This is a genomic window from Phytoactinopolyspora alkaliphila (genome assembly GCF_010550695.1).
Taxonomy (GTDB): domain Bacteria; phylum Actinomycetota; class Actinomycetes; order Jiangellales; family Jiangellaceae; genus Phytoactinopolyspora; species Phytoactinopolyspora alkaliphila.
In genome coordinates this window covers 1-12,950 of the sequence record NZ_JAAGOB010000010.1, presented here as the reverse complement: position 1 = coordinate 12,950, position 12,950 = coordinate 1, and the positions used below count along the sequence as shown (strand labels likewise).

Genomic DNA, 12,950 nt, shown 5'->3' with positions numbered 1-12,950 from the left:
ACCTCACGGCGGCGCATCTCAGATGGGCTCGTCGATCTCGACGGCCGGCGGATCGAGGGCGAGGTCTGTGGTGACCCCCCGCTCAGCGTAGTACGCCCGTGCCCGGGCGTCGGTGAACAACGGCTGGTGTGCCTGGAGCACGTTCATGCCGGTGTTGATGTTCGCCTCCAGCACTACGGGACCGTCCGGCGTGACGACGATGTCCCATCCGATGTACTCCATGAAGGACAGCACGCGGGCGGAGTGCAGCACGAGGTCCCGGATCTGGCTCCAGTACGGCACTTCGACCCCGGTGATCGGGGCACCGGTGTCAGGGTGAGCGTCGAACCATTCCACCGTGTCGTGGTCCGGGAGCCTGGTAGCCCGGCCGAGCTGGCCGGTGTCCAGGTCGACCCGGGCGCTGAGCCCGCCGCGGCTCCAGTTGTCCGCGGGCTCCGAGCGCCGGCAGCCGATCCGCTGCACCGCCATCACGATGAACGGCTCGTGCCCCTTGGTGACATCGATCATGGTCAGCGCCCGGATGGTGTTGACTGTGTGCGGGTAGAGCGCGCTCTGCTTGGCGTGCTGTGCCAGTCCCTCCTCGACGATCAGAGGCCGGTTCTGGGCGTGGAAGACAGCCACCGCGCCGTCGAGGTCTTTGGGCACACCGTTGACACCCCAGCTGTCCTCGTCGAGGCGCTTGACCGCGAAGATGTTCTTGCCCTCGGCGCCCGCCAGGACCTTCATGAAGATCTGCTGACCGGCGGGAAGCCGGCGGAAGTACTCGGGCAGCTCGACGCGTTCCTCGTGCGGGAAGCGGTGGACCGCTCCTCGCCAATACACGCCCAGGAGCGTGGCCGACGGGATGTCCATGGTGCCGAGCAGCAGGTGGGTCGTGAGCTTGTTGTTGATGACGTCCTGCAGACGCTCGTGCACCATGCGCTTGGTTCGATAGACCCGCTGCAGGTCGGAGACGTACTGCGCCGGGTCGTTGTGGTCGAGGTCGTACAGGATGGCGCTGCGCGACAGGAAGCCCCGGAGCCACCACCGTGGGCGCCGCATCCGCAGCGGCGCGTCCCACTCGCGTTCCTTCTTGACGAGCTTGCGGATGGCGGTGAGCTGCAATCGGCCCGCACGATACCGCCGCCGGGTCCGCTTGGGGAGACGGCGACCCCAGCGGGCAGCCACCCGCAGGCGGCCGCTCCCCCAGGTCACCGCTGTGCCTACCTTGCGCATGGTGTTCCTTCAGTTCTCACGCACGCCGGCGAGTTCTGGCCGCCTCCATGACGTCCAGTAGCGCGGACGCGCCGTTGTCCCCCGCCGTACCGGCCGGATGGATGGTTCTCTCGGCGAACACCACGGTGGTGGGGTGTATCACCTGACAGGTCTCGTTCACCCGGCCGCGCACGTACTCATTCCACCCACCACCATAGACGGTGGACCAGTTCGCCTCGGGGATCAGCGTCTCGAGGGTGATCCCGAGGCTCGTCGCCTCACCCACCCAGTCCGCGGGCGCCAGGACCGCCGGCCGGAACGCTGTGGTCATCTGGGCTCGTTCGGCCACCGCCTGCAATGTGGGCCCGGCCTCGACGTCGGCGCCGGTGACGACGACCAGCGCTATCGGGAGCCGCTCCGGCAGCGGGTGGCTGACCGGCGCCCGCACCGGGAGGGCGAGCTCGGCATCTGCGACCTCGAACAGCATCAGGCCCGACGACGGCGCCACCCGCTCCAGGGCGCGCACCCGGCCGCGCCGCAGCGCGCTCATGGTGCGCCGGGCCCGTGTCCGGGTCCACAACGGCGCCTTGCGACGCCAGGCCGCCCAGCCGGTTCGAGCGGAAGGGGCGGTCGCGGCGGTCGTGACGACGGCACGGGACACGGTCCATCGCTCCGGGAGCACCCATTCAGGAGCCGTCCCGAGCTCACCGGCGGTCGCGGAGTCGCGGTGGACGAGCAGCACGTCGATTCCGGAGCCGATCACGGCATCGGCGACCCTGCGCGCGTCCCGGCCGCCACCGTCCAGGATGACGACTCGCTCCGGGCGGTGCGTGGCGAGGAGTCCGGACAAGCGCAAGGCGACGTAACGCCGTCGTTCCGCGGCGGACAGCTCGGCGAGGACCCACGGAAAGGTCTCGACGAGAATCTGCTTCTCAGGCTTGCGGCGCGACCGGCCGCCGCGTCGCCCGGCACCGGCGCCGTTTGCCTGATCACCGACCTGGCCAGCTCGCCACGCCGGCACCACCACGGCGGTAGGCCCGGCCGCGTCCGTCCTCGCCTCGGCGATCACCTGGGCGAGCAGTGGCTCGTCGCCGGTGTCCCAGCGCAGGTCCAGGAGGAGGGTCCGGCCGCCCGTCGAGGGTTCTTCGTCCGTTTGACTCAGTGCCGGCGCGCTCACGCCCGATGCCACGCGGCGGGTCCGCGATGAGGTGGTGCCACCGCCGGCCGACGCGTCGAACGAAGGCTCGCCGATCAGCTTCGCCACCCGCTCCACGTGCGTCTCGTAGCTGAAGCGTTTACGCGCCAGCTCGACGCCGGTCTGCGACCGGTCGATGTACGCGCCCCAGTCGGCGTAGAGCCGGTCGACGTGTGATCTGACGTCGGCAGGCGTGCCGTACAGGCAGGCGTCGCCGAACAGCGGCTCCAGATACGGCGGCGCGATGACGACCGTGCCGGCGGAGAGCGCTTCGAGCACCACCCGGCCGAACGCCTCGATCAACCCGGGATGGTGGAAGTACACGAAGAAGTCGATGGTGGCGAGGAATTCCTTGGCCGGAACGGAGTTGAACGGCAGGTTCACCCAGTTCGCCGGGATCCGCTCGAGGATCTGCCCGGGCGCGTCGGTCCCGCCGAGAATCCGGACCGTGTAGTGGGGGTCAGCCGGATACGCGGCCAGGATGTCCTGCTTGGTGTCCGGCCACTTCGTCCAGTGCCCGCGGCTGTGCCGTCCGATCACCGGCCGGTCCGAGACGAAACCGGACCTCGGCACCTCCCAGCTGTTCACGTCGATCACGTTCTCCCAGTCCCACGCGAGGACCGGCACGGAAGCGGCGTGCTCTTCCAAGGACTCGCGCACCCGGGGACCGATCGGCGCCCAGGTGGCTTGCTTCCCGACGACGCGCTCGATCTGGCGGTGCACGTGCGGGATGTCGTAGTACGGCTCGACACCGCGATCGTCCGCTGCCACCTGATTCACGGCGAGGATCACGTGCTCGGCATCGAGGGCGGGCAGGTCGCGCGGCGGTTCGGTGAACACGGTCGGATGCCGGACGAGAAGCAAGCCGGCCTCGACCCGGTCGGCGCCGACGACGAGTTCCGCCTTTCCTTCGTCGAGCACCTTGCGCAACTTGGGTGCGAACGAGCGCGGCTTGTTCAGCACAGGTGACGGCAGGTGCAGGATGCCGGTCCGATAGCCGGCCCGGTATTGCGCCTCGATCTCCTCGACCACGCTTGACGTGTTGCCGCCCGGGAACCGGCAGTCGGTCGCCATCAAGACGTCGAACTGCATCGTTCTACTCGTCATCAGACCTTTTCCGCTACTCATACGACATCAGCCGGAGAGGTGGCCGGCGTGGCGCACGCCCGGTCAGGGGCCCGTGCGCCCGCCCGTGCGCTCGCCCGATGCCGCGTACGGACCGGTCAGCCCCGACGTCGCACGCCGTCCATCTCTCACGTTCTCCGACGGCGCATCCTTCCATATATCGATCGTGCCGACTTGAGCTGTCCGGCGACGGCTCCGACACGCCGACGTAACCTTACCGACTCCGCGCTGCTCACCGGAATTTGCCGGATCCAGGACCGGATCTGGTCCACGGCGACCGACTCCACCTGCTGGACCCGGTCCGGGCCGAACAGCTGCCGCGCCTCCTCGAGGACCTCCGGCCGGTCCGCGACGACGTAACGGCACACGGCGGCCACCGCCGTATCGAGGTCACGCTTCTCCCCGGCGAGCAGCACGCAGGCCGCGCCGGCGCGCTCGGCCTCGATCAGCACATCGACGATCGCGCCCACGAGCTCGGCCGGTCCACCAGCGGCGGATCCGGGCACGACGACGCACGCTCCCGCCACCGGGTCCCTGCCTTCGCGCCGGTCCGCGATCGCGTCCTCGACCAGCACGTACCTGTCGCTCATCCTCGCCCCATCAACTCGTCGACATCGGCACTGCTCAGCACGTCCGCATAGTGGTCCAGCCAGAGGGAGAGCGTGGCCAGACCGCGGATCAGATGCTGATGCCGGGTGTTGTCGAGATGCCGTCGCCACACCCCGATGTCGGCGCCGGCGAGTCCCGGAGCCAGCAGTTCGCGGACCGGCTCACGCGTCACCAGATCCCGCAGGTGCCGCGCGGCCGCCTCCGAGGAGACCCGCCTGGGCAGCTGCCGCTCGCGCGGCGTCAGATCCGCAGCGGTCGGAAGCTCGGCCAGGTAGGCGTCCGTGCGCCGGATGAGTTGCGGGTAGAGCCGGCCCGCGCGATGCAGCTCCGGCGGAATCGCCAATGCCGCGGTCACCACGGCGTTGTTGACGAACGGCGTCGCCACGGGCGCGGACGACGCCATCAGGCCGTAGGGCGCCAGGCTGATGCCCGGCAACGTCCGGGTCAGGTACGCCGTGAACGTGCTGCCGAACGGATGCTTGGCGAGCGGCTCGGCGACCTGCTCGAAGGCCGCCCACGTGCGCTCCCGGACCTGCGCCACGACCCCGGGCGCCAAGATCTCCTCCGCACCCTTCAGGTAGCGGGCCAGCCGGTCGAACCGCTGATCGACCGCCGGGCGGCCCGACTCGTCGTCGGGAAAGGCACCTCCGACGAACAGGCCGCCGCCGAGTCCGTCGAGAACGGTCGCCGACGAGCCGACCAAGGCCCGGGCGAGCGGCACCAGCCAGACATGGAAAGAGGTCTGATAATCCGCCGAGCGGGCGAAATAGTCCAGGTCTTCGGCGAACGCCTCGTGACGTGGCGGTAGCACCCGATGCCGCACGCCGAGGTGCTCCGCGACCTTCGCCGCCACGAGCTCCTCCATCACCGTGCCGGTGTCGGAGGAGGTGGTCCAGGCCACCAGCGGGTCGCCCGTGGCTCCCGGAGACGCCGCGGACCGGGCCGCCAGGGCAGCCAGGATGCGGGAGTCCCAGCCGCCGCTCAGCAGGGACGCCACCGCGGAACGTGAACTCAGCTCGGCGATGACATGGGCCAACGCGTCGCCCACCGCGTCGACCGACGCGCTTCCGGACTGAGCGACCTCCAGCCACGGCCAGCCCGAAGCCGTCATCGCGGGCCGGCCGCCCGCCTCGACACTCACCCGGCTCCACGGCTGCAGCCGATGGATTCCGGCGAACGTCGTCCTGCCCTCCAGGGGACCCCCCGCCGCCAGGATGTGTGCCCACGCGTGCCAGTCGGGGCGGAGGGATGCGCCGCGGGTCCGGGCCAGCGGCTCGAGGCGTGTGCAGAAGAACACACCGTCGCTCGTTCCGGCATCCATGTCGGCGTAGACCGGCACGGCACCGGAGACGCCGGCGTACATCCGGGCCGAGGTGGGGTCAGTCACCAGAGAGAACGCGTCATGGTGCTCGGCCGCCGCCGCCGCGTCGGGCGGGAGGTTCGCCGGCAGAGGGGTAGGCGACCAGGAGACGGCGGAACGACGAGTGCCCGGCCACCGCACGGCGCCGGCGTCGGCACGCAACGCCCCCATAGTGCCCTCGAACAGTGACCGCACCCCGCCGAGGAGCTCGGACATGGTGTCGACCCGGGTGGCGTCACCCGGGCCGGCCCGTCCGCACATTCCGATGGCCCGTCTGGATCGTTCGACCTGCATGTGCCCCATCCTCTCCTGCCTGCCGGCGGATCGCGCGCAAACCCCACCTTTCACCCGCGAATGTGACCGTGCGCTGCACCAGGAGTCACCGCCTGCCGCTGATGGCGTCGGCTAGGAGTAGGGTCACAGATACATCACAGACCTGATCCGCTGACCCCCTCGAGTAGAAGCAGATGCCCCCACTTACCCAGCACCACGGCGCGGGCTCCGGCCCCTCCGCCGCGCCCGCAGACGTCGAATCGCTGATCAACGCGGCGCTCGCGAAACTCGAACACCTCCAGCCCCGCTCCTACGAACTTGAGCACAAGGTAGGAAAGCGCGCTCTCGACGCGGCCATGCTCCGCAGCGCAGCCGACCGCCGGGGCCTGGAGTCCATCCGGATCTCACCCCAGACTCAGATCATCCGGCACGGCGATCTCGCCGTGGGCTTCTTCCAGAACATGAGTTCGCGGCTGACCGGGCTCGACCGGATCGTCACCAACAACAAGCTCATCACCAAGCGCATCCTGGTCGATCAGGGCCTGCCCGTCGCGCGTGGCGAGGTGGTCGACTGCTTGGACGGCGCGCTCGAGAGTTTCCGGCGAGTCGGTGCTCCCGCGGTCGTGAAGCCGATCAACGGCAGCGGCGGCAGAGGGGTCACGGTCGACATCCGGGATGATGCCGAACTGAAGCCGGCCGCGGAAGAGGCGTTCGCCATGGCGCGACGCGTCCTTGTCGAGGAGATGGTCGCGGGGATCGACCTGCGGATCATGACCATCGCCGGACGCGCGGTCGCGGCGATGCTGCGGGTCCCCGCCAACGTCGTCGGTGACGGCACGTCGAGCATCCGTCAACTGATCGAGCGCAAGAACGAGGTCCGGGCCGGCAACGCGTACCTGCGGCACTGCCCCATCCAGATCAACCCCTTCACCGAGCACCATCTCGAGCTGCGCGGAATGACGCCGGACAGCGTCCCGGAGGCCGGACAACGCGTCTTCCTGCACTTCAAGGCGAATCTCTCGTCGGGTGGTGACAGCTACGAGCTGGTGGACGTGGTGCACCCCGGCATCCTCCGGCTGGCCGAGCGGGCGGCTGCCTGCCTGCCCAGCGCGTATCACGCCGGGATCGACATCCTCCTGGAACGGTTCGACGCCCCACCGGAGGAGCAGCGCTGCATCGTCTGTGAGGTCAACCTCAACAACGAGATGCCGATCCACATCTTCCCGCTGTTCGGGGAGCCCGTGGACACCGGCGACGAGGCCGTCGAAGGCTACTTCTTCCGGGCCGGCGACGACCTGCGCGCCAGTCCCTTCCGGCTCGATCCCACCCCGGCCGCCGAGCAGCGGATCGCGGTGTCGGCCCCGGCTCCGGAGAAGCTCGTCGACCAGGCCGCGTCGTCGTCCGAAATTTCCGGCACGCCGTGGCCCGGTGACGCCGCCAGAGCCGGCTCGCCCCGCGGTCTCGACCAGCGCGAGCTGCGGCCTCGGCTGTTGCGAGGCGGCTTCGACGATGTCCAATACCAGGGGAAACTCGTCTACGCACGTCGTGGGGATCGGGAAGAGATCTTCGAGCGGAGCGGCCGGACCATGTTCGCCGACGCGGCATCGACGGCGTCGGCGGTGCTCCGTGGCCTGCTGAGGGCAGCCGGCCTGCCCGCTCTCGTGCGCCAGCGGTTCGATACCGCAACACTGCACGACGTGCGTGCCCTCGTCAGCGAGCATCCAGGACCGTGGCGGATGCGAGCTCGACGAGACACCCAGGGCGACGCCCGTACCATCCGGTTCACCACCGCGGCCGACCTGGACCAGGCCTGGTCCCGGCTACCCCAGGGGACCACGGCCGTCACGGTCCAGCAAGCGCCCGCGGGCGCGGAGTGCAAGCTGCTGCTGGCCGGTGGTGAGCTGGTGTCATCGGTCGTGATCAGCCCCCCGGTGGTGACCGGGGACGGCACGTCGTCGCTGGGCGAGCTGATCGACCAGAAGCTCGCCGGCCGGGCGGCCCACCCGTACCTGCGTCACTTCCCGGTCAAGGCATCGCTGCTGTCGGAGGACGGGCTGGCCCGCAAGGGTCTCCGCAAGGACGACGTTCCGGCCGCCGGGACCGTGATCCGGCTGGCCCGGACCCCGCTCATGTCCGTCGGGGCCGACACCTTCGGTTTCAGCGGCTGCCCGTACCCCGAACTGGCGCCCGCGGCGAGGGTGCTGCTGGGATTCATCGGGACGGTGCCGCTGGCCGCGGTCACATTCGCGGTGCAGGCGCCGGCCACTCCGGGCGAGAGCCAGACCTGGGCCGTCTCCGGCTTCGACACCGACCCCATTCTCGCCGAGTTCGCGTACCCGGGCTACGGGTCCGCCGGGCCGGCATACGACGCCGCCGCGGAACAGCTGCTCGGCTGCCAGCGTTATGTGCTGCCGATAGAGGGGCGGCCCGCACAGTAGTGTGTGCGGTCGTTACCGGCCAGGCCGGGTCGTGCTCTCTGCCCTCGAGTCGGGCATAGTGGACGACGACGTCAAGAGCGCGCGCGCTCTTCGAAGCACAAGGAGGCAGGCATGGCCGCAGATCTCGCGGTGATCGGCCTGGGATACGTCGGCTTGCCGCTGGCCCAGGAAGCGAGCCGGTCCGGGCTCACGGTGCTCGGGTTCGATCTCAACCCGGACGTCGTCGACGGCTTGAATGCCGGCCGCTCCCACGTCGACGACCTCGAGGACTCCGATGTGGAGTCGATGCTGGCCGCCGGCTTCACGGCTACCACCGACGCCGCTGGCATCGCCTCCGCGTCCACGGTCGTCGTCTGTGTGCCGACGCCGCTGTCCGACGAGGGCGGGCCGGACCTGCGCGCCGTGATCTCGGCCTGCGAGACGATCGCTGCCCACCTCCGGCCCGGCATGCTCGTCATTCTCGAATCCACCACGTACCCGGGCACCACGGACGAGGTGGTCCGGCCCATTCTCGAGCGCGGCGGGCTCGTCGCCGGTGCGGACTTCCATCTCGCCTTCTCTCCGGAGCGGATCGACCCGGGGAACCCCACCTTCGGCATGCGCAACACTCCGAAGGTCGTGGGAGGTCAGACGCCTGCGTGCACGGCCCGGGCGGCGCAGTTCTACCGGCACTTCGTCGACACCGTCGTCGAGGCGCGGGGCACCCGCGAGGCCGAGACCGCCAAGCTGCTGGAGAACACCTACCGTCACATCAACATCGCCTTGGTGAACGAGATGGCGATGTTCTGCCACGAGCTGGACATCGACCTCTGGGACGTCATCCGGCTCGCGTCCAGCAAGCCGTTCGGCTTCCAGCCGTTCTATCCGGGCCCGGGCGTAGGCGGGCACTGCATCCCGATCGACCCGAACTATCTCAGCCACAACGTACGCGCCCGGCTGGGCTACCCGTTCCGCTTCGTGGAGCTGGCGCAGGAGATCAACGCGACCATGCCCACCTACACGGCACAGCGCATCCAGAACATGCTCAACCGGGACGGCAAGGCCGTCAACGGCTCCACCGTGCTGCTCCTCGGCGTGACCTACAAGCAGGACATCGCCGACCAGCGCGAGTCCCCGGCGGTGCCGGTTGCCCGCCGGCTGATGGCTCTCGGCGCCGACGTCGTCTTCCACGATCCGCACGTGGCGACCTGGCGCGTCGACAACGGTGACCTGGAGCGGGTTCCGGATCTGGACGCCGCGATCGCCGCGGCCGACATCACCGTCGTCCTGCAGGGCCACAGCCAGTACGACGGCGAGATGATCGCCAAGAAGGCCGGCCGGGTCTTCGATACCCGAGGCATCACGCCCGTCTCCGACCACGTCGAGCACCTCTGACGCCGCCTCTCTCCTTCCTCTCCATGATCATTGGGACCGGAAACAGATAGGCTCGCTCTCGTGAACGTCCTGGTGCTGACCGTCGTGCACGACCCCGAAGACACTCGTATCCGGCACAAGCAGATCGCCGCCCTGCGCGACGCCGGGCACGAGGTCACGTTCGCGGCCCCGTTCAGCGGCTACGACCGGGCGATCCCCGCCGACATCAGGTCGATCGACATCCCGCGTGCCCGCGGGATGCACCGGCTTCGAGCGTTACGCGCCGCCCGCGCGCTCCTACGCCGGCGCGCCGCGGACTTCGACGTGATCCTCATGCACGACCCCGAACTGCTGTTCGCGGCCGCGGGTCTCAGCCACCCCGGCCTGGTCTGGGATGTTCACGAGGACACGGTGGCCGCGGTCCGGATGAAGCCGTGGCTGCCACGGCCGGTCCGGCCGGTGGCCGCGGCCCTGATCGGTGCCGTCGAACGGCGCGCCGAGCACCGGATGACCCTTCTCCTGGCCGAGGAGGGTTACGTGCGGCGGTTCCGCAAAGCCCATCCGGTGATCCGGAACAGCGTCGTCGAGCCCGAAGACCTCGACGTCGAGTCGGGTGGCCGGGTGGTGTACCTCGGCCGCATCACCCAGGCGCGAGGCGCCTCGGAGCTGGCCGAGCTCGGGCGGCGGCTCGCCCCGGACATCGAGGTGCACCTGATCGGCAACGCCGACGCCGACTGCGCTGACCAGATTCGGGCCGCCCACGGCGCCGGGCACGTCCGGTGGCACGGATTCGTCCCCAACGACCAGGCGCTCGCCGCACTTCCCGGCGCACTGGCCGGGCTCAACCTCCTGCATGATCAGCCGAACTACGCCCACTCCCCGGGCACGAAGCTCTTCGAGTACATGGCCTACGGACTGCCCATCGTCACCACGCCAAATCCGGCTCCGGCCGATCTGGTCCAGCGGCACGGCTGCGGCGTCGTCGTGCCGTTCGGCGACGTGGACGCGATGGAGGCCGCGGTGCGCCGTCTCGACACCGACCGGGCCGAACGCGACCAGATGGCCGCCGCCGGGCGCAAGGCCGTCACCGAGCACTACAGCTGGGACGCCGACGCCGAGCTGTTCGTGCGCACCCTGGAGGGCATCGCGGGCGCCGGCTGAGCGGCACGGCCGGTGTCCGGCCCTGGTGCCCCATGCCGTGCCCTGCACTAGATTTGGCCCATGACCGAACCCGAGGTCGTGTGGAAGCCGACAGCAGAGCAGAGCACCTCGAGCGGGATGGGTCGATTCCGTGCCTGGTTGCGCTCCCACGGGATTGTCGACGCCGCTGATTACGACGAGCTCTGGCGATGGTCGGTCAACGAGCCGGCGGCCTTCTGGGGCGCCCTCGCCGAGCACTTCGGCGTCGCGTTCCACGAGCAGCCGGCCGAGGTCGTCGGCGATCTCACCGTGCCGGGAGCCAGCTGGTTTCCGGGCAGCACTCTCAACTACGCCGAGCACGCCCTTCGCCCGGCCCCCGGCAAGCACGACCACGATCTGGCGGTCGTGTTCCGCCGCGAGGACGGCCAGGCCCAGCACGTCACCCACGGTGAATTACGGAGCAAGGTGGCAGCTGTCCGAGCGGGCCTGCGTTCGCTGGGTGTCGGCCGCGGCGACCGCGTCGTCGCCCTCGTTCCGAACTCACCGGAAGCTCTGATCGCGTTCCTCGCCACGGCGAGCCTGGGCGCCATCTGGTCGTCCTGCTCTCCGGACTTCGGCGTCCGCGCCGTCACCGACCGGTTCGCGCAGCTCGACCCCACCGTTCTCGTCTCCATCGACGGTTACGTCTACAACGGGAAGACCCATCACGTCCACGCGACGACGGCCCAGCTCGAGTCCAATCTGCCCACGCTGCGGGGCACCGTCGTCATCGACTACCTCCGAAGCACAGGCGACGACGCCCCAGAGGTCCCGCCCGCGTCGGCGAACCGGATCCCATGGCCGGACCTGATCGACTCCCATCACGGCGCCACCCTGGAATTCGAGGCGGTACCGTTCGACCATCCGCTGTGGATCCTGTATTCGTCGGGCACCACGGGGCTTCCCAAGGGAATCGTCCACGGACACGGCGGCATCACGCTGGAGCACATCAAGGCTCTGGCGCTGCATTTCGACGCCGGCCCCGGTGACCGCTTCCTGTGGTTCACCACCACCGGCTGGATGATGTGGAACTTCGTCGTCTCCGGGCTCCTGGTCGGCTGCACGGTGGTGCTCTACGACGGCAGTCCGGCCTACCCGGGCATGAGCGCGCTGTGGGACGTCGCCGCCGACGAGCAGGTCACCGTATTCGGCACCTCGGCCCCGTTCATCCAGGCCTGCCTGAAGGCCGGTCTCACCCTGGACCGGCAGCGGCTGTCGTCGGTCCGGACCGTCGGCTCGACGGGTGCTCCGCTGTCCATCGACGGCTTCCGCTGGCTGGAGTCCAACCTCGGCTCCTCCGTGCAGATCGCCAGCTTCTCCGGCGGGACGGATCTGTGTACCGGCTTCATCGGCCCGTCGCCTGACGTACCCGTATGGCTCGGAGAGCTGTCCCGGCCGTCGCTCGGGGCGGCGGTCGCGGCGTACGACGAATCCGGCCACCCAGTCGTCGGCCAGGTGGGTGAGCTGGTGCTGACTCGGCCGATGCCGTCGATGCCGGTGTCCTTCTGGAACGACGACGACGGCTCCCGGCTACGCGAGGCCTACTTCGCCGACTTCCCGGGCGTCTGGCGGCATGGCGACTGGATCACGATCACCCACCGCGGCTCCGCGGTGATCCACGGCCGCAGCGACTCCACTCTCAACCGAGGTGGTGTGCGGATGGGGACCGCCGAGTTCTACCGGGTGGTCGAGTCGGATCCCGGAGTCCGCGACTCCCTGGTGATAGACACGTCCGGCGGCGCGGACACGGAGGGCGAGCTGCTGTGCTTCCTCGCCCTGGAAGACGGTGCACGGCCGGCGGAGGTCGAGGACGGGCTGCGACACGCGCTGCGCGCCGGGCTGTCGCCGCGTCACGTGCCGGACCGGTTCGTCGTCGTCGGCGACATCCCGCGGACCCTGAACGGCAAGAAGTGCGAGGTACCGGTCAAGAAGATCCTCTCCGGCGGCGATCCGCGAACTGCGGTCAGCCGGGAGGCCCTGCGCAATCCCGAGTCCATCGAGGAGTTCGTCGCCCTCGCCCGTTCCCTCCAGCCCCCACCTAAATGATCATGTAAACCATGTTTTCTCGTGCTTCACCAGGGCTGCAGGCATGGTGAAGCACGAGAAAACATGGTTTACATGATCATTTAGGGCTCTCCTGACGTTTCCGTGGGTTAGCGGCCCGGGAGGGCTGGGCGGTAGCCGCCGAGGGAGAGCATGGCCAGGGCGATGAGGGCGTGAGGGT

Annotated in this window: 8 protein-coding genes; 4 read left to right on the top strand and 4 right to left on the bottom strand. The window is 69.5% G+C overall.

Annotation, left to right across the window (positions count from 1 at the left end; genetic code table 11):
* Window positions 1–18: 18 nt before the first annotated feature.
* The 4 genes from G1H11_RS17785 to G1H11_RS17770 form a co-directional block, all read right to left on the bottom strand.
* The gene (locus tag G1H11_RS17785; RefSeq protein WP_163819948.1) at window positions 19–1,215 is read right to left on the bottom strand and encodes a sugar-transfer associated ATP-grasp domain-containing protein; all 1,197 of its coding nucleotides are present in this window, start codon (window positions 1,213–1,215) and stop codon (window positions 19–21) included.
* A gap of 16 nt (window positions 1,216–1,231) precedes the next feature.
* Window positions 1,232–3,496, bottom strand: coding sequence for a glycosyltransferase (locus tag G1H11_RS17780; protein ID WP_163819947.1), 2,265 nt, complete (start codon window positions 3,494–3,496; stop codon window positions 1,232–1,234).
* Between the two features lie 146 nt (window positions 3,497–3,642).
* A complete protein-coding gene (locus G1H11_RS17775; RefSeq protein ID WP_163819946.1) occupies window positions 3,643–4,104 on the bottom strand; it encodes a hypothetical protein in 462 nt (153 codons plus the stop codon).
* On the bottom strand, window positions 4,101–5,777 hold the full coding sequence (locus G1H11_RS17770; protein ID WP_163819945.1) for an asparagine synthase-related protein: 1,677 nt from the start codon (window positions 5,775–5,777) through the stop codon (window positions 4,101–4,103). Before G1H11_RS17770 ends, G1H11_RS17775 begins: the two co-directional genes overlap by 4 nt.
* Window positions 5,778–5,950: 173 nt before the next feature.
* Between G1H11_RS17770 and G1H11_RS17765 the strand changes: the two genes are divergently transcribed.
* The 4 genes from G1H11_RS17765 (at window position 5,951) to G1H11_RS17750 (ending at window position 12,772) form a co-directional block, all read left to right on the top strand.
* Entirely contained in the window at window positions 5,951–8,194 is a 2,244-nt protein-coding gene (locus G1H11_RS17765) for an ATP-grasp domain-containing protein (protein WP_163819944.1), read from the top strand.
* A gap of 111 nt (window positions 8,195–8,305) precedes the next feature.
* Window positions 8,306–9,568 carry a nucleotide sugar dehydrogenase gene (locus tag G1H11_RS17760; RefSeq protein WP_163819943.1) on the top strand — a complete coding sequence of 421 codons (1,263 nt, stop codon included), beginning with the start codon at window positions 8,306–8,308 and terminating at the stop codon, window positions 9,566–9,568.
* A 60-nt stretch (window positions 9,569–9,628) separates the two neighbouring features.
* The gene (locus G1H11_RS17755; protein WP_163819942.1) at window positions 9,629–10,708 is read left to right on the top strand and encodes a glycosyltransferase family protein; all 1,080 of its coding nucleotides are present in this window, start codon (window positions 9,629–9,631) and stop codon (window positions 10,706–10,708) included.
* A 60-nt stretch (window positions 10,709–10,768) separates the two neighbouring features.
* The gene (locus tag G1H11_RS17750; RefSeq protein WP_163819941.1) at window positions 10,769–12,772 is read left to right on the top strand and encodes an acetoacetate--CoA ligase; all 2,004 of its coding nucleotides are present in this window, start codon (window positions 10,769–10,771) and stop codon (window positions 12,770–12,772) included.
* Window positions 12,773–12,950: the final 178 nt, after the last annotated feature.